General features: G+C 40.2%; 25 protein-coding genes. 1 reads left to right on the forward strand and 24 read right to left on the reverse strand.

What is annotated here, in order from left to right; translation table 11 throughout:
• Positions 1 to 81 precede the first annotated feature (81 nt).
• The 9 genes from LC036_RS05145 to LC036_RS05185 form a co-directional block, all read right to left on the reverse strand.
• On the reverse strand, positions 82 to 1,419 hold the full coding sequence (locus LC036_RS05145; protein WP_226579124.1) for a DUF2252 domain-containing protein: 1,338 nt from the start codon (positions 1,417 to 1,419) through the stop codon (positions 82 to 84).
• Positions 1,420 to 1,482: 63 nt separating this feature from the next.
• A complete protein-coding gene (locus tag LC036_RS05150; protein WP_226579127.1) occupies positions 1,483 to 1,695 on the reverse strand; it encodes a cold-shock protein in 213 nt (70 codons plus the stop codon).
• 76 nt (positions 1,696 to 1,771) lie between these two features.
• Positions 1,772 to 1,972, reverse strand: coding sequence for a cold-shock protein (locus LC036_RS05155; protein ID WP_008640023.1), 201 nt, complete (start codon positions 1,970 to 1,972; stop codon positions 1,772 to 1,774).
• A 251-nt stretch (positions 1,973 to 2,223) separates the two neighbouring features.
• A complete protein-coding gene (locus LC036_RS05160; RefSeq protein ID WP_226579130.1) occupies positions 2,224 to 2,727 on the reverse strand; it encodes a superoxide dismutase family protein in 504 nt (167 codons plus the stop codon).
• A 252-nt stretch (positions 2,728 to 2,979) separates the two neighbouring features.
• Complete coding sequence (locus tag LC036_RS05165) at positions 2,980 to 6,582, reverse strand: dynamin family protein (RefSeq protein ID WP_226579133.1); 3,603 nt, start codon at positions 6,580 to 6,582, stop codon at positions 2,980 to 2,982.
• Positions 6,583 to 6,666: 84 nt separating this feature from the next.
• On the reverse strand, positions 6,667 to 7,707 hold the full coding sequence (locus LC036_RS05170) for a C45 family autoproteolytic acyltransferase/hydolase (RefSeq protein WP_226579135.1): 1,041 nt from the start codon (positions 7,705 to 7,707) through the stop codon (positions 6,667 to 6,669).
• Positions 7,704 to 8,549 carry an alpha/beta hydrolase gene (locus tag LC036_RS05175; RefSeq protein WP_226579138.1) on the reverse strand — a complete coding sequence of 282 codons (846 nt, stop codon included), beginning with the start codon at positions 8,547 to 8,549 and terminating at the stop codon, positions 7,704 to 7,706. The genes LC036_RS05170 and LC036_RS05175 overlap by 4 nt, the downstream gene beginning before the upstream one ends.
• Positions 8,546 to 9,421, reverse strand: a complete 876-nt coding sequence (locus tag LC036_RS05180) for a gamma-glutamylcyclotransferase (protein ID WP_226580015.1) — start codon at positions 9,419 to 9,421, stop codon at positions 8,546 to 8,548. The genes LC036_RS05175 and LC036_RS05180 overlap by 4 nt, the downstream gene beginning before the upstream one ends.
• An 11-nt stretch (positions 9,422 to 9,432) precedes the next feature.
• Positions 9,433 to 10,404, reverse strand: coding sequence for a P1 family peptidase (locus LC036_RS05185; protein ID WP_226579141.1), 972 nt, complete (start codon positions 10,402 to 10,404; stop codon positions 9,433 to 9,435).
• Between the two features lie 76 nt (positions 10,405 to 10,480).
• Between LC036_RS05185 and LC036_RS05190 the strand changes: the two genes are divergently transcribed.
• Complete coding sequence (locus LC036_RS05190; RefSeq protein WP_226579144.1) at positions 10,481 to 10,753, forward strand: acylphosphatase; 273 nt, start codon at positions 10,481 to 10,483, stop codon at positions 10,751 to 10,753.
• Between the two features lie 33 nt (positions 10,754 to 10,786).
• On the opposite strand, the gene LC036_RS05195 is transcribed toward LC036_RS05190, so the two are convergent.
• The 15 genes from LC036_RS05195 to tatC form a co-directional block, all read right to left on the reverse strand.
• Positions 10,787 to 11,527 (reverse strand): SDR family oxidoreductase, encoded by a 741-nt coding sequence (locus LC036_RS05195; protein WP_226579147.1) that lies wholly within the window; start codon positions 11,525 to 11,527, stop codon positions 10,787 to 10,789.
• 225 nt (positions 11,528 to 11,752) lie between these two features.
• Positions 11,753 to 11,995 (reverse strand): indolepyruvate ferredoxin oxidoreductase subunit alpha, encoded by a 243-nt coding sequence (locus LC036_RS05200; protein WP_226579150.1) that lies wholly within the window; start codon positions 11,993 to 11,995, stop codon positions 11,753 to 11,755.
• A gap of 178 nt (positions 11,996 to 12,173) precedes the next feature.
• Positions 12,174 to 12,722: a histidine phosphatase family protein gene (locus LC036_RS05205; RefSeq protein ID WP_226579153.1), complete on the reverse strand. Its 549-nt coding sequence runs from the start codon at positions 12,720 to 12,722 to the stop codon at positions 12,174 to 12,176.
• Positions 12,723 to 12,806: 84 nt separating this feature from the next.
• Positions 12,807 to 14,402, reverse strand: a complete 1,596-nt coding sequence (locus LC036_RS05210) for an amidohydrolase (protein ID WP_226579156.1) — start codon at positions 14,400 to 14,402, stop codon at positions 12,807 to 12,809.
• Between the two features lie 284 nt (positions 14,403 to 14,686).
• Complete coding sequence (locus LC036_RS05215) at positions 14,687 to 15,502, reverse strand: lipid II flippase Amj family protein (protein ID WP_319004427.1); 816 nt, start codon at positions 15,500 to 15,502, stop codon at positions 14,687 to 14,689.
• Between the two features lie 265 nt (positions 15,503 to 15,767).
• On the reverse strand, positions 15,768 to 15,971 hold the full coding sequence (locus LC036_RS05220) for a DUF6501 family protein (protein WP_226579159.1): 204 nt from the start codon (positions 15,969 to 15,971) through the stop codon (positions 15,768 to 15,770).
• Positions 15,972 to 16,043: 72 nt separating this feature from the next.
• Positions 16,044 to 16,643, reverse strand: a complete 600-nt coding sequence (locus tag LC036_RS05225; RefSeq protein WP_226580021.1) for an alpha/beta hydrolase — start codon at positions 16,641 to 16,643, stop codon at positions 16,044 to 16,046.
• 238 nt (positions 16,644 to 16,881) lie between these two features.
• Positions 16,882 to 17,454, reverse strand: coding sequence for a TetR/AcrR family transcriptional regulator (locus tag LC036_RS05230; RefSeq protein ID WP_226579162.1), 573 nt, complete (start codon positions 17,452 to 17,454; stop codon positions 16,882 to 16,884).
• Between the two features lie 72 nt (positions 17,455 to 17,526).
• A complete protein-coding gene (gene msrB, locus LC036_RS05235) occupies positions 17,527 to 18,489 on the reverse strand; it encodes a peptide-methionine (R)-S-oxide reductase MsrB (protein ID WP_413229850.1) in 963 nt (320 codons plus the stop codon).
• A gap of 90 nt (positions 18,490 to 18,579) precedes the next feature.
• A complete protein-coding gene (locus LC036_RS05240; RefSeq protein WP_226579168.1) occupies positions 18,580 to 19,143 on the reverse strand; it encodes a YqfQ family protein in 564 nt (187 codons plus the stop codon).
• Between the two features lie 63 nt (positions 19,144 to 19,206).
• The gene (locus LC036_RS05245) at positions 19,207 to 19,893 is read right to left on the reverse strand and encodes a uracil-DNA glycosylase (RefSeq protein ID WP_226579170.1); all 687 of its coding nucleotides are present in this window, start codon (positions 19,891 to 19,893) and stop codon (positions 19,207 to 19,209) included.
• Between the two features lie 212 nt (positions 19,894 to 20,105).
• Positions 20,106 to 23,222 carry an AAA family ATPase gene (locus tag LC036_RS05250; protein WP_226579172.1) on the reverse strand — a complete coding sequence of 1,039 codons (3,117 nt, stop codon included), beginning with the start codon at positions 23,220 to 23,222 and terminating at the stop codon, positions 20,106 to 20,108.
• A gap of 1 nt (position 23,223) precedes the next feature.
• A complete protein-coding gene (locus LC036_RS05255) occupies positions 23,224 to 24,378 on the reverse strand; it encodes an exonuclease SbcCD subunit D (protein WP_226579175.1) in 1,155 nt (384 codons plus the stop codon).
• Between the two features lie 19 nt (positions 24,379 to 24,397).
• Entirely contained in the window at positions 24,398 to 24,616 is a 219-nt protein-coding gene (locus LC036_RS05260; protein ID WP_226579177.1) for a YozE family protein, read from the reverse strand.
• Between the two features lie 112 nt (positions 24,617 to 24,728).
• A complete protein-coding gene (gene tatC, locus LC036_RS05265) occupies positions 24,729 to 25,451 on the reverse strand; it encodes a twin-arginine translocase subunit TatC (RefSeq protein ID WP_264188150.1) in 723 nt (240 codons plus the stop codon).
• Positions 25,452 to 25,491: the final 40 nt, after the last annotated feature.

Consider the following 25,491-nt stretch of genomic DNA (forward strand, 5'->3'; position numbering starts at 1 on the left):
CTTTAATCCTCCATTACTTACGTTTGTATAACATGAAAATTATATCATTCCTATGCTTTAGATAACAGTCGTTGTTGTGAATTAGAAATAACCATTTTCATTACCCCACTCAATAAAGAGTTCATAATCCTGTATGACTTTTTGTTTATAATGACTGGACCACAAGCTTAATTGGCGGCGGAAACCTTTTTGGTTTGAACCAATCGCTTCTATAATTGCATCTTCGCTATGATAAGGAAGAATCCCCTCATCAATATCTGCATCTGCCCTGGCGTGAATCTTAGCACTTATCTGAGCCATTGTTTTGATGGTTTGTTTCATGGATTTGTAATCCATAAGGTGTTTTTCTTTAAGGTCTTTAGAAAAAGGGGAACGCTCCCTCACATAATAGTCATGATTGTCTATAGAAAAATAACCAAGATATGGATCTGATAAATGGTGCATGGCCTGTTGTGTGTGCATAACCCTTCTGCCTTGATGACGGTGCTCCAGCCAGAATTGTTCATCATAAGGAAAGAAATAAGCAGGGATAGGCGTCCGCGCTTCCTTCGCTTCTAAGATAATATCATCCTTATGGTCTTCCTCACTACCTTCAATAAGAATATAATACCTATTCAACCCTGTTGATCCTATTCCTGATCCGACTTTTTTCACTACATCCTTAATCCGGTAAAAGGAGCGCGGTTGTCTTGTGGAGACATCCAAGGAGTCGTAATAGGATTCCCATGCCTTTTTCAGCTTCTCATACTCTTGTTTCGGTACAGAGGAAAGCTTGTCTTTTCCTATATCAAATGAGCGGATGGAGTTACTATTGACGACCGTCTGTTTTTCCAATTCATGTGAATGCTTTCTTTGCTCCACTTTTTTGATCGCCTTTTTAACAGCACTTTTACTTTCGTCTTTTGTGACATGCATCGTTTGAGGGTCAACTTCTCTATCTTGAAAAGACTTCATCTGTTTGGTGTAGGATTTCAAGTACTTATCTACCAGTTTATCCTGCTCATCTTCTGAATAACCCAGGTTTTCCATCGTCAGACGAATACTTACGGCCATACGCATCACGTCATACAGATAAGACCCCAGATATCCTTCATCAAAGTCATCTACATCAAAGACAATATCTCTTTTTTCATTTTGAAACACACTAAAATTATCAAAATGTAAATCTCCCATAATCCATGTGGGACGGTCTTTGGGTGTGTGGTAGCTGAAGGGAAGCTCAGTTACATCGTGAAAAAAGAGGTATGCACTGCCTCTAAAAAAACTGTATGGATCGTTTTTCATCTTTCCATACTTACGTTTCCTATCTTTATAGGATAACCCCATGAGTTCCCCGTCGAAACGGTCTAGAATTACTTCCAGTGCACGCTTTCGTATATGTTTTTTTGTTTCCAGCATTTGAACAACTTTTGTATCCACGGTTTCCCCTCCCTTGGTATGAGAAAAGCGATTGCCCGGGAGCAATCGCTTTTTTTCTGTATCTTATGATTGTGATTTATAGTATAAGCTGTTGTTTTCCACAACCTGAAGGACTTTATTTTCTTCCTCCATATCACTGCCGCACATCGGACATTTCTTATCGTTATTTGTTCTAAAGTTGTCTCTCATCCAACAGTTGCAATCTTCGGATGAACAAACCCAGATCTTAGTATCTTCCTCTTTCACTTCAGCTTGGTTCTTTTTTCCGAATGCCATTGTTGTAGCCCCCCTTTAGACTTTAAATGATATAAAAGAGACTGACCTTCAGAAGCCAGTCTCTTTTTATTTTTGATTATATTTTGGTTACGTTTGCAGCTTGTGGTCCGCGATTTCCTTCAGTTACTTCAAATTCTACAGCTTGACCTTCTTCTAGAGATTTGAAGCCTTCTTCGTTGATAGCGCTGAAATGAACAAACACATCATCTTCGCCTTCAACTTCGATAAAACCAAAACCTTTTTCCGCGTTAAACCACTTCACTGTACCTGTTTTCATAGGAATGGATCCTCCAATATTTCTTAAATTAATATGCGTTTTGCAGTAATGAAAAAATCACATATTATAAAAAGTACCAATAATAATTGATCACTCTTTATAATAGGTGATTGGAAGTTAAAACTTCTTGATATTGGTAAAATATATTGTTTTTATAACTATACTATGACTCACCGGTGAAGTCAAGTACAGCCGCTTCAAAACGCTGCATTATCAGTATATACAGAACGAGGGGTTTTTATTCCAAAGATTCATGATTTTTCTATAATCCCGCAGGCAATTCTCTTACCAGAGTCGCCGCTTGGCTGGCTTTGGTAATCATCTGGACCTTGATGGATGATGACACTCCTGCCAATGATATCTTTCACTTTGAAACGATCAGTAAAGAAGATCATCCGCGCTCTTCCTTGATTCGAAAACAAAACAGGAAAGTCTCCTGCATGGTTACCATGTGGCTGATTATCTGGATTCCAATGTCCCCCCGCTGAAGTGAACGGTTCACTCCCATTGCCTATTTCACAGGCGCCGGTTTCATGGATATGAAATCCATGCGGTCCAATTTGTCTGCCATTTTTCAATTTTTTAAACGGCGGCAGTCCTTCAACCTGAACATACACTTCCACTCCGTATGGCATCTGATAAAACTGAATGGTTCCTTTCAACTGAGGAGCAAGTGGACTGCTCAGAAAAGATGCTTGAGCTGTTTCTGATGCATAAGTCTGCCTGTAAGCTCCATTTTGGACATATGAGTACATGTGTATCTTCCCCCCTTTTTTTTAAATGTATGTCCCTAAATTTAATCTCATGACTCTGGCTTTATTTCAAAATTCACCAACGGAGCACATGAAAAGTGAGCGGAATGTCTTTCTCTAAAAGAATACCGTTCTTTAACCCAGATACTTTTCAAAAGACAAGAAAGGCCCCCAGTCTAAGGAGGAGGAAGAAGTCCTTAGCACAGGGGGCTTTTCTGATAGTTTATTTTATGAATAGACATTACCTTTTAGAACTTAAGATATTCGAAAAAGTACCTGCTCAAGTTCTGTTGGGTCAATAGGGTGATTCAGCTGGTAAATGATCCGGTCCAGTTGATGCTCTACTTGAATCTCCCATTCGTTTACAGCCTCTTTATACACAGAACCCCACTGCTTCTGATAATGGTTCACAACCGTTTGAGATAAATCATCAAGCTCATGGTTCAATACGACAGAAATAGAAGAGGAGATGGCTTTTTTCATTTCTTCTTTTTCATTCTTCTCGAAGAATGCTTTTGTATTTCTAAAGTATTTCCTATGCTGGCTTTTTTCCCTGTCACTCAATCTGATTTCACCTGACAGGTCAGGAAGTGGAAGGTGTTTCACATCATAATAATCAAGACGAATGGATGAACGGATTCCCGCCAGTTCGTCCTCTATTCTTTGATGCGTTTGTTGAGTTAAATCACCAATGAATCTTTCCAATCGTACACAAACGGCTTTGACTTCCTGAAGCATTTCATAACAGACTTCATCATTCAGCTGTTCCTGCGCACTTTTAAGTTGTTCTTTCACATCATTGCTGCGGCCATTGATCACTGCCGGGTTAAAATGACGCTTGAAGAGATCATTAAAATTTAACATCATCCGTTCGTGGACATAGTGGATCTGCTTTTCCACCTTCCCTTGAAGAGTGGATTCAATCCCTGTATCATGCGGGACATTAAATACTTGAAGCGCCCGTTCCTTATCCTTCTCTGTTTCCAGTTTCTTCTTCACACGGTCGTCTTCAGATAACCGGCTGCTCTCAATAAAATGTTTCAAGGAATCTTTTATTTGCTGAATGTCTGATTCTACAGAGCGGACAAGCATCTGTGCCAACTCTTCATTTAAGAAAGTTTCAAAACTATCCTCAAAAGCATGAATTCCTGATTCTAAGTCATTTCCGGACTGTTTTTCTTCCAACGCCTGGAGACTTGATACCGGAAACAATCGAGGGTTTCTGATTTGAAAAGCATGCAGTTGGTTTTCTATATAAGACTCAACCTGAATCAGTTCTTCCTCTGACGCAGCCAGATCTTTTGCATTAATTAAAAAGAACATTTTATCCATAGCAAAACTATCTTTCACTCTGCCTAACTGGGTTAAGAAGGTTTGATCAGCTCTGGAGAAGGGATGGTTATAATACGTAACGAAAAGAATGGCGTCTGCATCCTTAATGTATTCAAAGCTGACGTCCGTATGTCTCGCGTTAACAGAATCCGCTCCTGGTGTATCGACAAGAGTAATGCCGGCCTGGGTCCACGGGCAGTCATAAAATAATTCCATAGACTCAATAAAACACGACTTTTTTTCTTCGGATACGTATAAAGAAAATTCATCCCAAGAAATAGTGATGGTTGTACCAAGCTGTTCTTTCATGAAGTCCCAGCCCTCCTGGAAGGCTTTCAAAAAAGCATAATTCTTTTGATTAAGTTCGGTCCACTGTTCTTTATCCAGTTTCTCTATTCCATCAATCGCTTCTTGAACAGAATGTGCGGTTATATCAACCTTGGATAGGATGGGCATGAGATCCTCAAGCATCTGCTTTTCGGTTTTTACTTTCGCTTCAACGGTCTGGTTCTTTTTTCCACTGGACGGCCTTGAGATTTTATTAATACTCGCAGTTGTAGGATTTGGGGACACCGGCAATACCCGGTCTCCTAATAAAGCGTTGGCAAATGATGATTTTCCGGCACTGAATGCGCCGAACAGTGCAATAGTATACTCACGGTTATCCAGGCGGTTTCTTTTCTTATGCAGTTGTTCATATAAATGCTCAAGACCTTCAACGGATTTAATAGCATCAAGGGTTTCATCTGCTCTAGTCAACGTCTGCCCGATAGATGAAAAAGACGTTGCTTTAGATGGTACAAGCTGCTCGTTGTCAGGGACCCCGCTTTCAACCTGCCTCGATTCTTCCCTTAATAATTCATCACCAATATCTTTATGAATGACGGCGTTTTCCCTTTCGTCTAACTCGTTAATGGAGAGTCTTTCACTCTCAACCGAAAAGGTATCATGAAACGATTGGAAAAGGCGTTTGCGGTACTGGTTTATCGCTTCATTCATTTCAGAAATCCGCTCATTGATGCTCTCAATTTCACGGATGGCTTGAAATGAAGGCTGGTGCTCTTTCTCCAGGTTTACCTGCTTCTGTTGAACCATTTCCAGGAACTTCTTACGCCAGTCAGCCAGGAAACTTCGAACTTCCTTTTGAATATCTTTCGCAACTTCATTTGTGTATCTCAACACGTAAGCCCCTGTGACAGATGCTCCGGATTCGACTAAAGAATGCAGTCGTTCATCCGGATATGTAAACTTCATTTGATGAACTTCCTGAAGGAAAGACTCATCAGTAATTCCGTATTTCTCAATAAGTTTAACCATACGGTCCCGGAGAGGCCATTTTAAGTTTTCTTTCATTGATTCGTTTAATTGATTATAAAAAGCCTGCTTTCGTACCCTTCTTTCTTCTTCTGTCTTTTTGGCAGTAAATATAATACCGACCTTAAAGTCAGGCTGTAAAGAATGTAAGTAGGCTTCTGCATATTCCCTCAATGAACTTGGCATTAAATAGGCATTGCTGACGAATGATTCTATTCTTTCTTTGAAATCCTCTTTTGCTTCCTGATCCAGGTTTTTTTTATTCTCAAGCCATTCTATTTCAACAGCGCTGCTATTTATTTTCTGTTTGAGTTCTTCTTTCCGTTCCCTTAAAGGTTCCAGCTCCTCCTCCTGACTATCTGAGTAATCTCCTGCGGTTTCATTAATAATTGTCAAAGCTTCTTTTTCTGCCTGTTTATTCATTTCTTCTTGAGAACGTGTAAAAAGAGATTGAAAGTCTTGTTTCAACTGAGAAAACTCATTGTATTCAATAGAAAAATCGCGCATGGATGTATAATAAATATGATCAGGATTGATCCCCCACTGCTGAAAAGCGGCTTTTACACTAGTATGATACTGTTCAAACGTAAGCTCCTGGCTTACATGCTTATCCACTTGGTTGACTACGACAGAAAAAGGGGTCTGTCTTCTCTGCATTTCTAATAGAAATAATAAATTCACTTCGGATTGAACGTGATTATAATCCATCACATAAAAGATGTAATCCATCATATGTAAAGATGACTCGGTAATCAGACGGTCCGCATCATTCGTAGAATCCACCCCGGGCGTGTCAACAACCGAAACATTCGGGGGAAGTGCTCCTTCCGGCCGGCTGATTTCCAGGCCGGTTATTTTTTCACCATCTGTACAGAGAGATTGGATTGTGTCAATATTCACTTCTTCTTCATACTGAACAGGGGGACCATTTTTGAACCATGCTTTTGTATAAGAATCACCGCTTTTAATACGAACGATGTTTGCACTAGTGGGAATCGGACTTGAGGGTAACAAATCACTGCCTAAAAGCGTATTAATTAAAGTAGATTTCCCTGCTGAAAAGTGACCGGCCACCCCGATTACCATTTCTTCGTTTGCCAATTTTCCAATGAGATCCAAAACTTTCTCAGATGGTTTCTCTAAGTTTTCCTCTTTTAAAAAGTAGTATAAGTTTTGAAAGTTTGTAAGACTTGTCTTTGTTCCAAAAGTCATGGTCTGTCTCCTTTGCCTTATGTCATCTACACCCATTTTACTCCGAAAGATCTGCTTTACTCAAGGTAAATGAAAGAAAGAGGATTACGCGTCCATATAAGGGATATTTTCTTTTGTATCAATCCGGCCAATTACTTTTTTTATAAATGCAGGTGTCCCTTTTAACCACTCATTAAAAGAAATTTGGACTGGTGTTGTATCTCCTCCAAGACCAAATAGTACTTGGCCGCTTTCAGGTGAAAAGCATACGGTATGTATCGTTCCTGTCCACCGGCTGTATTGTTTGGAAAATATCATTCCATTCGTATCATTGAGATACTCAAAGGCTTCCTGTACAGTTGCTACCTTCTTTTGATAATTCTTCAGTTGTGTTAAACGCTCCTCTGAATCTGAAAGATGCCTCCGATTTTCTTCGGGCATAAGGGAGAAATGATTGGTGCAGGCATTTCCCTCCTGATATTCAATCCCCCGTGGGGAAGCTTCTATAATGGCTGTATCCTGCTTACGGTCATAGATAACATAATTAAACGAATGACGATGCGGAAGTTCCCTTAGAAGATGAACCGCCTCTTCTGTGTTTTTGCAATTTTCTAATAGAAATCTTGTCAATGAACAGCATATAAATCCGTCTTCAGGGTGGATACGGTTCACAAAATTATACCCCACGCAGAGTCCATATTCATTCATGCCGTCGGTTCTGCCAATGATCCGCTGACCCGGTCCGATTGTTGCTGTCCCACTGGAAGGTTGAAATAAGAGAAAACGACCCTCGTACGTTTTAGGATGATAGTCATAATTACGAGCAAAAAAACGATCCCCCGTTAAAATGGAGCAGCCAGAGTTCTCCCAATCCTGCTGCCATCCGCTATATTCATGGATCACTTCCTGAACCGGCCATTGTAAACCTTCTGCAAGTCCTTTGATTTCATCCCAAACCCCGGGAGCATAATGAAGATAAAGATCCTTAACCTTTTTCATATCAACATGATACCGCTGGAGAGATTTTTTCCTTCGAAGTTTATGATTATTATATAGTTTGGAACCTCTTAGACGATTACCTTGTGTATATCCAAAATCATCATGGCGTCCCCTGAATTGGATAACTTCTGAGTGGATGTTTTTCACGCTTGTTCTACCTTGCCTGAACAGGCAGCCAAGTATTGATGAAATAGATCATGGTGAAGAATTTTGTTATGATCCGCATCTGGAATAATTTCAACGTGCAGACCCCATTTATTTTCCACCCAAAACTGTAAATCATTGGAGTCGATCACCTCATCATTTTCACCTGCGAAAATGAGAATCCTGTCTTGCATCGAACGAAATAGATCCTCGGGTATTTTTTCAAGGAATCTAGAAACCAGCAGACGAAAGCTCAAATGCAGGCGGCCGTTTTCAAATAGTTCGTCTGGTATTTCTGCTACTGTTCGATGGTTAAACCGATGAATATTCATTTTATAAAGAAACATAAGAAGAAAGACTTTTTTTCCGTAAACGGTGTAGTCAACATCCGCGCCATGTTTCGTTTGTTCATTTGCATGTTCATGATAAACAGGAAGTGTTGGATGAAAAAAGGGGGCAACAAATATGTATTCATCCACGATGGAAGGATTCTGCTGTATAAGCCGCAGCATATTTGCACACCCCATAGAATGGCCAAGTAAGGAGATAGTTTCATATCCTTTCTGCTTTATATAATGAATAAAGTCTAATAAATCATGATCGTATTGACCAATATATTCTATATCACCCCTTCTTGAGCTCTGAGCATATCCACGCAGAATGGGAACAAAAATATCTGCCTTTCTTTCGCAGGCTTTTACAAATTTTTTATGGTGTTTTATTTCCGCTGTTATGCCATGAATAACAATAATGGCTTCTTTATTCGATTCGTTCTTTATATATGGAAGATAAGACAAGGAAGTCGTATCCCTTGTTGTATAGTGGGACCAGTTCGTCTCCATCATGATTGTTGACTCCTTTTCTTTAAATACTCATTAAAATGTTCGACTTTAAGAATATGAAGAAAATGATGCTCCAGCTTTTCCATGTATGCTTGTGATAAATACCGCTTTCCCCCACGGTGAATTTCCTCCGCGTAATGAAAAGGAGGAACAGCGTCTTCTTTTTTATTGACTACTGTAAACGTCAATGCCCGTACGATCCGTCCATCTTCCAACTCTAGTTCTATAACGGTCGGCCGATAAGCTCTTGTATCAACGCCTTCACGCGTATACAAATAGTCTAGGGCTTCTTTATGAATCTCATACACGACACCTTCTACTCGATGGCTGTGTTTTTCTTGTATATCTGCCCTTGAACCATCGTTAAGATGATAAGAAAATCCAAGTCTATAGTTGTGTAGAATACCACGTCCTATGATTTCTTCAAACAGATGGTTGACTTGATGGGATTTTAACCTTACATCATCCATGCATGATCCGTAGGCAAAATAATAAAATGGTGGAAGAGTGACGAACTGAGAGACCTTCCAATCATGGCTGGGTACACGACTTCCCTCTGGTTCCCGCGGCCAATAATAGACATAAGCCATCGTTTGCATAGATTCTAAATATACAACCGTTTGCTTACGCACAAATAAGGAATCACCCTTTCCCTCCACGTAATCCTCCAGCTCATCTAATCTCTTAAGTTTAGAAGAACTAATTTCATAAAGTTCCCCATATGTCCACTCCTCCTTATCTTCAATAAGCTGTGGATAGTAAGAAGATCCACTATGCAGCCGGCCTTTTACATAAGCCTGCTCAGACAATAAGGAAGAACCGTTTAAGTAGCTGTGGTTTTTCTCACCTCTGCATAAAGAACCATAGACAAACACTTTCAATTCGTTCACCTCTTTTTTGGAAAGTCTTTAAAAGCCATGGGTTTCCCTGTGGATGCTGCCGATTTGACAGCATTTACGACGGCTTTTTCAACGGCTGTTGCTGCTAGAGAGGCAAGAGCGTTCAAATCACAGCTGACCTTATTCTCAGATAGAGTAAATAAAGTATCACCATCTACAAACAAATGAGAAGGCCGAATGGTACGGGCCAGACCATCATGACAGATACCGGCAAGCTTATTAGCCTGGGACTTACTAAGCTTTGCATTCGTCATAATTGCGCCGATAGTAGTATTCCCGCTGAATCGGTTCGTCTGTACGTCTGAGATATGCTTCAGAAGATAGCTTTCCGTATGTAAGAAAACACCCTTGTCGTGCAGTCCTGCTATTATTGTTCCTTCCTCAGGGTCAAAAATATCACCAAAACAGTTCACAGCAATGACCGCTCCTACTTCAACCTCTCCTGCCCGGCAGGCCCAATGTCCGATTCCACCTTTCATGCTGCAGCTTGGTCCAAGGACTTTTCCGATCGTAGCTCCGGCACCCGCTCCAAAACTTCCAGATTTGAAAGCGGTTTTCCTCCATGCGTTTTCCGCAGCCTGGTATCCCATCTCTGCATTTGGACGAATCATACCCTTTTCATCTTTTAAATCAAATAAAATAGCGCCTGGGACTATGGGTACTTTGGCTACATTCACATCAAAACCAATATTTTTCTCCTCTAAAAAACGCATCACTCCACTACCTACATCTAAACCATAAGCACTTCCTCCAGATAAAAATACACCATGTATTTGTTCCACTAAATTTTCTGATCGTAATACATCCGTCTCTTTTGTACCAGGTGCTCCACCCCGCACATCAACACCGGCAACCGCTCCTTCTGGACTTAAAATCACAGTACATCCGGTTTGACCTGAAGCATCTTCCGCCTGACCAATAAGGAAGCTGTCCATTGTGGATATATCCATCTCTTTCATAACAAAAACCTCCATTTTATGTTTGTGAAAACGGACTTGAGGGGAAACAGGAGATAGACGAGGAGGTGGCAAGTGTATGGAAAATAATCAAATTATCGTCTATGGTCATGTGCAGGGAGTCGGGTTTCGTGCAGCAGCAAAGCAGATTGCTGATCGATCCGGAATCTTCGGATGGGTTAAGAATCAGCCTGATGGTACGGTTTTAATAGAGGCCGAAGGTGAAAAAGATCAACTTCATCAATTCCTTACAAAAATAGATCAGGGTCCTACCCCATTTAGTAAAGTTGAATCAATGGATGTCAGCAGTAAAAGCATAAAAGGTTATGATAAATTCAGAGTTATTCATTAAAAGATGACCGCAGAACTGCGGTCATCTTTCTTCTTATTTCTTATGCATTGGACGCACGATTACTTCATTTACATTAACATAGGAAGGTTGTGTGACAGCATAAGTAACCGCTCTTGCAATATCTTCGGATTCTAAAGGATCCATACTTCTATTTTTAAACATTTCAATGACGTCTCCATCTGTGATATGTTCTGTGAGTTCTGTATCTACTGCTCCTGGTGATATGTTTGTAACACGGACACCTGATTTGGATAATTCTTTTTCCATTCCCATTGAAAGAGCCTTAACAGCGTATTTAGTTGCACTGTAAACGGTACTGGAAGGAAAAACTTCATGTCCAGCTACAGAAGATACATTGACGATGTGCCCCGCCTCCTGTTCGATCATAGTAGGCAGACTTGCATGAATGCCGAAGAGGACACCCTTAATATTTACATCCACCATCTGCTCCCATTCATCAACATGGTCATTTTTCAAGAAGGATAATAGCATAACACCGGCATTGTTAATGAAAATATCCACAGTACCAAACGTTTCTTTTGTCACCTTCACGAGATTCTCGACATCGGATCGTTTCGTTACATCGGTTTCTACAACTTTAGCTTCTACATTATATTGTTCAGTAATTTCAGACTCAAGTTCGTTTAATTTTTCCGACCTTCTCGCAGCAAGGACGACATTTGCACCTTCACTTGCTAAATGGTGAGCAATTGCCTTTCCGATCCCGCTGCTCGCACCGGTAATAATTGCCGTTTGTGTTTTTAAACTTGTCATAAAAAAAAGCCTCCCTTAATTTCATTACTTTATGTATCTACCCTGAAATCAAGATAAATATTCATTCGTTCACCGGTGGATGTTTCGCTGCTAAACATCCACAACCCTCTCTATCCATTAATAGAATCTTTTTGTTTAACTCCTTTTGTTAAAACAGTAATGTAACTGAATCCGGGTATAAAAAAACACCCTTTTTAAAAAGGGTGTTTTGGAAAGTTATGATACTTATTGTTGTTCTTCAAAGAACTTACGGTTAATTTCGATGTATGGAGTTTCTTCCTCTGGTACTTCATCCTCGATGTAAATTGCCTCAACAGGACACACAGCTTCACACGCACCACAATCTATGCAAATCGCAGGATCGATATAAAACATATCTTTCCCTTCTTCAATACAATCAACCGGGCACACATCCATGCATTCCGCAGCTTTTTCATCTTTACAAGGGGATGTAATTACAAATGCCATTCCGCTTTCTCCTCCTTTAGTTGAATTTAGTGTGCTTATTTTTATATATTCACCTTTATTGGCTAAGATAAACACCACAATATATCATAACGATTTTGAAACAAAATCGCAATTCCACTCTCTATTCGACTAATTTCGCATAGAAACAGAAAGAAATGGAAAGACGATGGGTCTGCCATCAATCTTCCCAGATTCGTTCCACAGTATACTCTCCACCTTGTTTTTGTACAAGAAAAACATCCGGGCGGGAGAGACGTTTCCAATCATAAAAACCGATTTCCCGGTTATATTTCTGAAGCAGTAAAGCTAAAAGGTTTCCGTGTGTGACGAGGAGGACATTCCCACAATCCTGTTGTTCGAGTTCATCAATTAGAGAAAGAACTCTTTGTTTAGCTTCAAGTGAGGATTCACCTCCGCTAAATTTAAGATCAGGGTCTTGGAAAGTATCATGAAGCACCTCTTCCCAGTCGTCCAGTGGTTCATGGCTAAGGACTCTTTCTTCTAAACGATCATCTGTTTCAATTTCCATTCCTTTGCTGCGAGCAAAGGGTCTGATGGTTTCAACGGCCCTCAAATAAGGGCTGGAGATGATCCGATCCACATTATGGCCTGAATGGTCTAATAAGGCAGCCAGGGTTTGCGCCTGCCTGATCCCCTGCTTGGTTAAGGGTGAATCTTCATGCTGACCCTCTGTTTCACTGTGTCGAACAATTATCAATTTTTCCATACGTACCCATCCTCCCCTTTCCATCACCTTATCCTTATTATGGATGATGGAACGAGTGTTGACAAGGAAAGCGGAAAATATCTCTTACCTTTTGTACACACACTTTCCTCTATGCCAGGTTTCAAGCACGCTCAGCTGATTCAGGTGCTGCGGCTTTATTTCCTCTGGATGCTGATCCAGTAACAGGAAATCCGCTTGATAACCAGGATTTATTATACCCTTTTCATTCTCCTTATATTCCAGTTCTGCCGGTGTTTTTGTAAAGCCTTGAAAGGCATCTTCGATTGACATTTTTTCTTGAGGCATCCATCCGCCCTCAGGATTCCCTTGTAAATCTGTGCGGTTGACGGCAGTAAACATAGTTACAAATGGATCCAGGGCACCAATAGGAAGGTCTGAACTTAATGTGACAGGAATGTGATCTTTTATCATACTTTGAAAAGCATCACAGTATGGTAGAAGATCCTCTGGTGTCCATTTATCCTTCTTATCCCATTCATCTAGTAAAAAGGAAGGCTGGGTTTCAATATAAGGTTTTATTTTTTTCATTCTTTGGATGAGGTCAGGAGCTAGTGTTTGGGCATGGATAATGCGGTGACGAAACTTTTTCGTTTCTGCTTCAGGCTGTTCCAACGCATGAAGTGCCTGTTCAACAGCACGATCACCAATAGCGTGCATAGCTACCTGCATTCCATTCTCACTTGCATATCGAACCATTTCATTCAGCTGTTCCTGTGTGTAGATTAACAAGCCTTCTTTAGAGGGGTTATCAGGATATGGATTTCTCATTGCTGCAGTATGGAGACGCTGCGTTCCATCTAAGAATATTTTCACAGACCCCACTTTAACACGGTCTGTTCCTTCACCTGTTCGAAGTTCGTTTTGCTGAAAGTAGTCCTTTAGGTTGTCTATATTAAAAATATAATGATGAAGATAGACATCAATGGGAAGCTGCTCTTCTTTTTCAAGCTCTGTGTACGCCTGCCACAGTCTTTCATAGGAACCAATAAAATTGATATCATCCGTATGCACGGAAGTGATGCCATGCTCGCTCAGTTTTGGCAGTCCTGCTTTAAGGGCTTCTTTGGCATCTTCTGCAGATCTGCCCCAAAAATGGTGCTTAATATAATGGACAGCCGTGTCTTTAAAACGACCTGTCCACTGTCCATCCTCATCTTTTTCCTTAAAAACTTCTGGTTCTTTTTTGAAATCTTCTTCTTCTTTCAGAAGTTCCAAAGCACTCTCACTGATTACACACTCATGGCCATCCTGATGCATAAAGTACATATTTGCATCTACGTGAATTTCTTTTAAGTCTTCCGCGGTAAGCAGCCCGTCAATGTCATCAAACTCTGCATCATTAAAGCCCTTCCCATATATCCAGTCGTGCTGTTCTATTCTATCGTAATGGTTTTCTATTAATGATTTCATTTCTTTCCAACTGGTAGCTTCGGTTAAATCCAGTTCTTTCTTAAGCAGGCCGAAGCGGAGAAGATGCATATGGCTGTCGTTGAAGCCGGGAGCAAGAACTTTCCCTCTCCCATTAATCACCTCATCTTCTCCATGGTAGGGAGAATCATATATGGCTTCGATTGTTTCTCCTTCGATTTTTACGGCATATTCTTTGTCTTTGTTATAAGTATGATATGGTTGATAGATTCGAACTTGGTCGATGATCATGTCACTGCATCCTTTCCCTATTGTTTGTTTTTTTCCATACCCTAAACAAAGTTGAAGATAAACGTCTAGATTATTTCAAATTCTTAAACAAAATAAAAAAAGATACTCTGAATATCCTCCAAAGAGAGGTACATGATTTATTGGACGTCGCTATGTATGATTCATTTATGAGCGGTTACGTTGTTGATATAGCAAAAGTATAGGTTTCTTTTTTAGGACTCCCTTTTATGCATTATGCATAACAAAAAAGTGTCCCCTGAAGAACAGACACTTTTCATCAAAGATCAGACAATAAATTTTGTGAACCATGCGATATATTGGGCTCCTGGAAGAAATAACAGTTGAGCAAGCAATGTTCCCATCAACCTCGAAAAAACCATCATTAAGGAAACATGTTTCAGCTTAATATAATCTCCCCGTTTGTTAATCACGTCATCAGCCATTACTGAGATCTTGGGATCTACAAAAACAACGAGCAATATGGTTGCAATACCATTGATCAAACCTGAAGCCATAATAGCTGTTGAAGCTCTATCAGGAGCGAGAAGGGCTGCGTATAAAGCCGATAAAACTCCGATGGTATAAATAGCAGTCACAACCATATTAATAAGAAAAAGCCTCCAAGGTACAGCCTTGAGCGTGAGTCCCCTTAAGTCCTTACGAGCTGGAAAATGAAAAAGATTCAATCCGCGTTTAATATATTCGAATGAAAAGAAAGTTTTCAGTAATAAGGGAACTGACCCCCCTTGTTTGGATAAGTGAATAATAGACCTTGAGAACAAAGCAACAAACGTAGGAAGTAAAAGGATTCCAATAATTGTTCCAATGGTGGAGGCTCCAAGAATGGTCCTGTACTGGGCTTCTACAAAATCCAGAGTATTTGAATCTGGAGCTGTATCCACAAGGCTGCCTGTAAATGGCTGCTGCATCATATTAGCCATTCTTGAAATGATAACCATTAAGTTAAATAGTGAAAGCGCAGAAGCGATTAACCCCACTCTGGCACCCGAAAGGCGTACGGCATAGGCAAGCGTCTCTATCGTGTGAATAACTAATATGAACATGGAAATATAGAGGACTTTTTCTGTAAAAAACTCCACCGACAAACCTCATTTCTTAGACTGATCAATTGGCAGAAGAAAAGCTGTTTTTATGTAAGTATTATTTAAGAAGAAATTCCTAAAGCAAATGATGAACAAAAAAGATATCTACTTTCTAAACGCCGAACCAACTGCGATGATAAATAGAAAGAAGAAAACCAACCCTACGCCTTGCAGAAGTGTCATGATACTCATCAGTCATCTCCCTTTTATCCAGTCATTTTGTCCATGATAAAAATGCCGAAGGAAGAGCCTCCGGCATTTTTTAAAGTTCTTTAAAATATTCTTTGTAAAAACCGCCTATACGGCCTGTGTTATCGATGACAAAATAGAATTCTTCGCTTTCATTTTTTACATCATACACTTTTCCTGGTGTAAGGACGTTGTGGACGACGAATTTTTTTGCATCATTTTGTACACATTCAATTTGTTTAATTGTCTGGCTGTTTTCCCAACCTTTATGAATCATAACTATACCTCCTATATTCCCTTGTTTTCTTATCATACACGGAACAAAGGGAGGACTCAATAATAGATGAAATTAAAAATTGTCCTTATACCAGTTCGCTGCCGTTATTACTTCATTTTCAGTCAGTTGATGTCCCATCTTCTCCCAATGATCGGTAACATCCGCTCCAGCATCACTAAGCAGGGCTTTCAAATCAAATGTTTCTTGAGCCGGGCAGATTGGATCGTTTTCACCTGCTCCGATAAACACAGGAAGACCAGACTGTTCAGGAAGTTCTTTTCCTCTACGGGGCACCATCGGATGAAACAAAACCGCTCCTTTTAAACTGTCTTTATAGTGAAAAAGAAGGCTCCCTGCAATATTAGCACCATTGGAATAACCGACGGCAATGACCTGATCGCGGTCAAACGTATATTTTTGTGAAGCTTCCATTATAAACTGATTCAATTCTTCCGTTCGCTCTATTAAATCTTCTTCATCAAAAACGCCTTCTCTTATCCGTTTGAAGTATCGAGCCATTCCGTTCTCTGACACATTCCCTCGGACGGACAATACAGAGGCTTTTGGATCAATCATCCGGGCTATTGGAAGTAAGTCCTGCTCTGTTCCCCCTGTTCCGTGCAATAGAAGCAGTACTTTCTCATTGGTTCCTTCTTTATAAATATGGTTCATTGTCATCTTTAATCCTCCTTTTTGTTTACATAATATAATTATGGTAACTAAAGTACTTATACAACTTCATTTTATCTTTAATTCGAGATAGTGTCAAAAGTAAGCCGTGTGTCTGAAGAAATCCTATTTCCAGATAAATTCTAAAGTAAGTGTGTTAGAAAACCTGTCTCACTCCTTGCCTCAAGACATATAATTTCAAACAAAAAACCGCTACCTTAGAAGGTTAGCGGCTTTCTAATCACTTATTTGCCAGACCATTTTCAATTAACTCAAACAATTGTTCAGCCATTGATGTGACACCAAGTTTTTTCCTGTTTGAGAACAGGATCGAATGAAAAATCATATCTCCGATTAACTCTGAAGAAACATCTGTCTTCCACACCTTCTGAAGCTTAGCTTCTTCAATCCAATTCATCATCATATCATACGTTTCCATAAGATCTTTATGAAGTTCTGTACGATAGAACATCGCTAAATTCTTTTCACTTGTCTGCAGCTCACGTATCATTTGATCAATATGATAAGTTTCTGCATGTTCAAGAAGAATTTGAAGAAGTAGATATAATCTATGGTTTGGCGCTTCTTCCATTGAAATCGAATGGACCTTGCGTTTCATCTCATCCATCATGCGTTTCATATAGGCAAGAATAAGGTCGTCTTTATTTTTATAGTATTCATACAATGTACTTCTGCTTACATCAAGCATGGCACTTAACTTCTTGAAGTGAACACCATTAATGCCTTCCTGACGAAGAACTTCACCTGTGACTTTCATGATTTCATCTTCTGATAGAATTCGTTTTCTGCCCAAAGCGGATCCTCCTCATCCATTCATTATACCATTGGATGAGGAGGAGTTTATATTTCTTTCCCTCGTTCATCATTATTTAAATAAATAAGTCAGATACCCGTATCCTCTTTGTTCCATTTCTTCTTTTGGAATAAACTCCAAAGCTGCAGAGTTAATGCAGTAGCGCAGGCCTCCCTGATCTTTTGGTCCATCTTCAAATACATGTCCTAAGTGGGAATCTGCACGGTCACTTCTAACTTCTGTACGGAACATTCCGTGAGACCTGTCCATCTCTTCTTTGACCTGCTGCTTTTCTATAGGCTTGGTAAAGCTTGGCCAGCCACATCCTGCATCATACTTATCTGTGGAACTGAATAAAGGTTCCTTTGAAACAATGTCCACATAAATACCATCTTCTTCATGATCATGAAATTCATTTTGAAATGGACGCTCTGTCGCATTTTCCTGTGTAACTTTATATTGAATGTCAGTCAGCCTTTGTTTCAGGTCCTCTTTATTTTTCGGATAGCTCCAGTGGTCCTTAATAAAATCAGCACGACCTGATCCTTTTTTATATCGTTTATAATGAAAAGCATTTTTTTTATAATATTCCTGGTGATTATCTTCAGCTTCATAGAACGTTTCTGCCGGAAGAATCTCTGTAACAATCGGCTTTTTAAAGATCCCCGAATTCTCAACCTGCTTTTTACTTTCTTCTGCTATCTTCTTTTGTTTCTCATTGTGATAATAGATAGCTGTGGTGTATGACTTTCCGCGATCGGCGAATTGTCCACCCGCATCTGTTGGATCGATTTGCTGCCAGAAAAGTTCAACAAGTCTTTCATACGGAAAGATTTCCGGATTAAAAGTAATTTGGACAGCTTCTCTATGTCCTGTCGTTTCTGAAACGACTTGCATGTACGTAGGATTTTCTGTGTGACCGCCTGTGTAGCCTGAAACGATGGATTCGATACCAGGCCTTTCATCAAATGGTTCCACCATACACCAAAAACACCCGCCAGCAAACGTTGCTTTTTCTAAATGTTTATTCAATATAAAGCCTCCTATAACGTAGGTCCTTGTAAATCATCTACTATGTACCTATTCTTGCGAATTCACAAAAAAAAATCAAGCCACACGCACAGCCTAAATAAATAACTTAGGCTGTGATGTACCTTGAGATTTGTCTTTTTTCTTTTCACTGCTCTTTTTTGTACTGGATTCCCAACTTGATGAGATGGATTCACTTTCCTTGTTTCCAGCTGAAGTTTCATCTTCATCATCCGGTTCATTCATGATTTTCATCATATTAATCATAGCGGGTATGTTTTTTAACATTGGTCCATATTGCTGCATCATAGGAGCGGCCGTCTGCATGGCTTTTAAAGCGGTCTGCATGTGTCCAAGCCATCCAGCCCCGCCGGTTTTAGCCGCTGCACCTGCTGCACCTAAAGCATTGGCACCTAATCCACCGCCCCCGCCAAAGAAACCAGGAGCAGCTGATCCAAGCCCTGCGTTGCCTAAAAAGCCGGGAACACCAGAACCAAGACCTGCATTGCCTATGAAACCAGGAAGACCGAATCCTCCAAAACCACGACTGCCCGCATTCATAAGAGGTGCGAAGGAACGCATCATTTGTGGAGCAGCTGCTTGTTGAAAACCAGGAAATTGACCCATAGGAGGGAAAGGTGGTTGACCTGTCGGAAACATATAAACCCCTCCGAAACATTAGAATACTGTAACATATGCCCTGTTTGAGGTTATGGTTTGGGCTCAATACTGGTTTGTAGCAGTTGGAAGTTTCCAATCCACAGGATTTAAATTCTTTTCCCTTAGGAAATCATTTGCTCTCGAGAAAGGACGGCTTCCGAAAAAACTACGATGCGCAGCAAATGGACTTGGATGAGAGGATTGAATCACTAGATGTTTGTCATGATCAATAGAAGACCCTTTTTTTTGCGCATGCTTTCCCCAGAGCATAAAGACAACAGGTCTGTCTCTTTTATTCAGTTGGTCTACAACAGCATCCGTGAATATTTCCCATCCTATCCCTTTATGAGAATGAGGTTCATGAGCTTTTACAGTCAATACATCATTCAGTAGAAGGACCCCTTGGTGTGCCCAATGAACGAGAAATCCATGGTCAGGCGCAGTTATCCCTAAGTCATTTTCTAATTCTTTATAGATGTTTCGCAAAGAGGGAGGAATCTTTATACCTGGTTGAACAGAAAAACTGAAGCCATGAGCCTGGTCTTCACCGTGATAAGGGTCCTGCCCGAGGATAACGACTTTCGTATCCTCCAATGGAGTTTCTTCAAGAGCTGCGAAGATCTTTGACTTTTCAGGAAACACTCGTTCCTTCTCATACGCATCTTGTACTTTCTGGTCTAACATTCTAAAATAATCTTTCTTTCGTTCTCTCTCAAGTAATGGCTCCCAGTCATTTTTTAAAGTTTGCATTAGATTCCTACCCCTTTCTATGTCTTTATTCGCAGTTTGATAACACCATTTATTTCCCGGGTAAGCGCAAAATAAGACAAAAGTTCTGTATTTAATACCCGGTTTATTAAAATGAGTGACGACTTTTGACCGAATAAAGAAGATTCTGCTATATTTTCGTATTGTTTACGAAAAAAAAGGAGGGAAATGATAGTAGTGCTTGCCACGCATAATTATTGAAAAACAAATTCAACGGAAGAACCTTTTGGTCCTGCATGAATCTGTAACTTAGCTGGTATTTCCTCTTTTAACTGAGGAACATGGGAGATGATGCCCAGCATTCGATTTCCATCCTGCAATCCTCTTAGACAGTCGATGGCCTGCTCTAGAGAAACTTCGTCTAACGTACCAAAGCCTTCATCTATAAATAAGGTGTCCAGTTGTACTCCTCCTGCGTGAGATTGAACGACATCTGCCATCCCCAATGCTAAGCTGAGAGAAGTTTTAAAACCTTCCCCACCCGATAACGTTCGAACAGAACGCTGCAGTCCTGTATGATGGTCAATGACTTCTAAATCCAACCCACTCTGTGCTCCTCTTTTTGCTACAGAATCACTGCGGATCAACTGATAGCGATGATCCGTCATTTGATTTAGACGCACATTTGCCTGTACTAAAATTTCGTCTAAGAAGGAAGCCAGCACATATCGTTCTAATGACAACCTCAAAGGATTATCCCCTTTTGATAGTTGAGCAAGCTCAGCAATATCATAGTATCTTCCCGCGAGCTCTCCCACCTCAGCAACAAGGGTATTGATTTTCGTTTGAACGGTTCGGTTTTGTCGAAGGGATAAAGACATTTCATTGATTTGTTCCAGCTTTCTATTTAATTCTTCCTTCTTCTCTGCCCATCCGGCCTCCACAGCTTTAATATCAGGTTTCTCTTGATCCTTCAGTTTCTCCTCTAGCTCCTGAATTCGATTGGTTACAATATCCAGCCTCTTTTGATGATGGTGAAGGGTTTTAGTTATTTCCTCTAATTCCCCGCTCGATTTCAGTGCCTGCTTGTAAGATTGGATGGATTCGAATGAAAATTGAACGAGCGTTTGATCAAAAGCTTCTTTTAAATCTTTTAAAGCCTTTTCGCCTTCCACGATATATTTCCGGCCTTCGGTTACTGTTGTTACCATTCGCTGCCATTCGTCGCGTTTTTTCTGATACTGGGCCTGGATGTCTTCCCAAGCTTTTTGAGCTGATTTAAAGGCTTTCTCAAGCTCTAACACTTCATTTTGCAGCTGCTTTGGGTTGGTTGTGCTAAACTCCATATGATTTTGGAAGGACTCGATTTGCGCTTCGAGTTTTGCTACTACCTGCTGATGCTGATGGTAGGTGTTTTGAGCTGCATCAATTTGCTCAATCAATTTTGCTTCTTCACCTTCCAACGTTTCAAGCTGTTTGAGCGCTTTTTGAACCGATTGTCTTTGCTGTACGATTTGATCCCAGTCCTTTTTGACCATATGCATCTCTTTTAAACACGTATCATCGGCTTGATCAATGGATTCATCAGTTAAATCATTCACGTAACCATCCAGGTCTTTTAACAGACTTTCTGTCAATTGCCGCTGAGCCTCTCCATCAGACTTCACTTGAACAGACTCTTCTTGAAGTTTTTGGTAGTCAGTATCCGCCTTTTCAAAACGCTGCTTCAATTCTTCAATTTGTTTTTCTCCACGCACATGTGGTGGTTTGCCTGAGGGGTGTGGATGCTCCAAAGAGCCACAAACCGGACATGGACTTCCTGCTTCCAGTTGAAGAGATAATGTATAAGCATGATGACTTCGAATCTCTTCAAGAGCTGATTCATAGTCTGCTTTTGATGTGACGTACTCTTCTTTTACAGCCTTGAATTTCCTCATAAACACTTGATAGTTATTACGCATATGTTTCAACTTGTCCCACTCTTTGGCGAGACGTTCAAGCTGTGATTTTCTTGATTTTAAATTTTCATAGATCTGCTTTTTTTCATATTCCACTTCAGCAAGGTAACGATCATCTTTCGTCTGTTCTTTTAAATCCTTCATCCTGACCGCTACTTGCTGCTTCGCTTCCTGTCTATCCTTCACAGTACGAGCGGATTGGTCAGCATTATGTTTCGCTTGCTTTAACTGCTTTTCATAACCCAGATATTCATCAAGACGCTTTTGTTCTTCCGCCTTTTTATTCCATTCTTCTTTCTGCTTCTGACGTTTATTTTCATTTGCTTCTTCCTGCTTATATCTTTCCTCAATCTCCCGGAACTCTTGTTCTACCTGTTTTTGCTTTTTTTCCTTATCCTGCTGGCTGATAATCCATTGATGAAGCTGGTGCTTTCTTTCTTCATACTGTTTTTCATAAGGGCGGACTTCAGCTGCATACATAGCTTGAGTGTGTTCCTTTTGTAATAGATCCATCGTGTACTGCTTCTCATCCAGCTGTTTTTTTTCCTCAAGAAGCGTGTCTCTTTCGTCAAACATTTCAATGGTTTGTTTTTCTTTATAATAGCGATTCTGCAACTGCTCCGTTACATACTGAAGCTGCTGATGATGAATATTCTCCTCTTCTAACAATTTTTCCTGTAAATGGATACGTTTGGATAAACGCTCCTGTACTTTAGATAGTTCCTGGTTTTCCGAAGAATCATCATGTTCCATACCCCAGTGGATCTTTTCTTTTTCCTGATCAATCTTCCACTCAAACTGTTTGATTTCTGTTTCTAACTCTTTAGCATGCTTCTTGAAGTGGTCTGTCAATTGAGCAAAAAACTCGGTTTTGAAGATTCGCTGCAGGATTTCCTCGCGCTCTTTACTATTTTCAGAGATAAGCTTTCTGAACTCACCTTGAGGAATCATAATCATTTTGCGGAATTGTTCATAATCCAAGCCGAGAATGTCTTCCACATGTTCATTTACTTCTTTAATTTTAGAAGCAATCAGCTGTTCTTCTTCCCCGTTGATTAAGTACAGCTCTGCCCTTGCAGGCTCCTCTTTCCATCCTTCACCGCGCTCTTTCTTCTTTTCCTGTTTTGGCATTCGCACAATACGGTACGTTTTCCCCCTTAATTCAAAGGTGTAATCAACGTAAGTCGGCTCTCCAGGCGTTGCAAAGTGACTCCGCATAGAATCTTGATCACGATCACTTCCGCTTGCTCTCCCGTATAACGCGAAACACATCGCATCAAAAATGGTTGTCTTTCCGGCTCCAGTAGGACCTGTAATTAGAAAGATAGATTCTTCACCAAGAAAGGAAAAATCAACGGTCTGTTGGTCCCTGTAGGGTCCAAAAGCATTCATTGTAATTGTTATTGCCTTCAAGTCACTGCCCCCTTTCTTTTTCCCTTATCTCATCAATCGCCTGATGTATGAGCTGCTGGCGTTTTTCAGGCAGTTCATCGCCCTTTATATCCTCATAAAAGGAAGCAAACAGATCTGCAGGAGAAAGCTTTTGACGTCTTTTCACCTTCTCAAGTTCATCCATCTCTGGATTGGATGCAGACCTTTTCCGTTCAAGGTATAAAATATTTGGATACACTTGTCTCAGCTTTCCCATAGGATCAACGAGCTGACCATCATCCAGTAGGCGGATATGCAGATAATTTTCATGATGATCTGCAGCATCTCCACTAAGCAGTTCTTCAAAGTGCCCTTCAACGATTTGAAAGTCCCGTTTTGGATGTAAGGCGATTTTTTCAATCTCACAATGACCCTTTTCGTCCATGTTTACAACAGTCACTGATTTTTTCTGATGAACTTCTGAGAAGGAATATTTTAATATTGAACCGCTGTATCGGATATAGTCCCTGGTCACACGTTGGGGCTGATGCAGATGACCGAGGGCCACATATTGAAATTCCTTAAATAAGTGCGCATCTACATAAGGACTGCCACCAATCATTGACAATCTCTCTTCAGATTCAGATTCCATTCCCCCGGCAAGAAAAGAATGTCCAATCCAAACATGTCGTTCTTCCTGATTAAAACGGTCCTGAATATCTTCCACAAGCTTCGCTGCCGCCTGCTGGTGAGATTTTATTTGATCATCTTCAAATACTTGAGCGACTTCAGCCGGTTCTACATAAGGAATAAGATGAAAATGGACCGGACCATCGTCATCATAAAGAGTTACGGGCTGCCGGTCTTTTTTTAATTTTGAATCTAAAAATAATCCCTGCTTTCGAAACAACTCACTGCCAAATTGTAACCTGTCCGGGCTGTCGTGGTTTCCTGAGATTGCCAGAACAGGTACCTGGAGCTCATTTATCAACGTTGTTAAAGTATTATTTAGTAACTCGACAGCATGCTTAGGCGGAATGGACCGATCATAAAGATCGCCTGCAACAATAACAGCATCAGGCTTTTCTTCTCTGACAATATCAATGAACTGATCTAAAATAAGCCGCTGATCTTCCGTCATATGTACATAATTGACGATCTTTCCTAGGTGCCAATCCGCAGTATGCAAGATTTTCAAAGTCTCACCTCATCTCTAATTATTCTTCTTCCAGTTGGTATTCTTCATATAGACGGTCGAAGACCGATAAAGAACTTGGAAAAGGAGCGTTCCATTCCAAGTAACGGCTGATCTCATCATAGGATCTGGATTGTTTAGGAAAGCTGTGATCCCCAAACATCCATTCAGCTAACTTTTTCTCTTCATTAAGATTTTTGTTTCCACGATATCGCATCATATAGTGATAAAAAGATCTCATGCCTGTTCCTCCTTGCTAGCGTTTCTACCTTTAGTTTTATCACGAACAGATATGTTCAGCAAAATATAAGAACAATCGCTCATAAAAAAGATCCCCGTAAAGAGGATCTTTTTTAATCATCATCTTCCATAAACTCCCGGTGATTTTCCAATTTCTTTCGATATACAATTCTCGATAAGACAATGCTTACTTCATATAGAATAATCAATGGAACCGCAACAACCAACTGAAGGATAAAATCAGGCGGGGAAATAATCGTTCCAATAATAATTAAGATAAAGTAAGCGTATTTCCTCACCTTAACGAGAAAGACCGGGTTGACGATTCCAAGGCTTGTTAAAAACATAACCAATATTGGAATTTCAAATAATACAGCAAAGGGAATTGTTACCCTGAAAAGGAAACGAAAATAGCGCTCAACCGTATAGATTTCATTAAACATCCCATTATTTAATGATAGGAGAAAAGGAAGAATCAATTCTACAAATACAAGATACCCAAATGTAAGGCCGCCCAGAAAAAGTAGAAATATGGCAGGTATATAAGAAAGCGAAACACGTCTTTCTTTAGGTGTAAGGGCTGGTTTAACAAACAACCATATCTGCAAAGAAAGGATAGGCAGTGTACCGACAATGGCAACAACACTTGCAATGGTAAAGATGATCCAAATAATTTCCCCTGGACTTGTCATGTTTAATTCAAAAGGCAGATCCTTAATAAAAAACGATTGGATTTGTTCAACATAAATAAAACCTACGATAAAGAAAGCGATAAAGAAGACCAGGGTCCATATAATCCGCTTTCTCAGCTCACTCAAATGGTCTGTTATATTCATTTCAATATCTTGCGTCACTTTTTCCTCTGTCACTTTTCCA

The organism is Halobacillus litoralis (assembly GCF_020524025.1).
In the GTDB taxonomy this organism is placed as follows: Bacteria; Bacillota; Bacilli; order Bacillales; family Halobacillaceae; genus Halobacillus; species Halobacillus litoralis_D.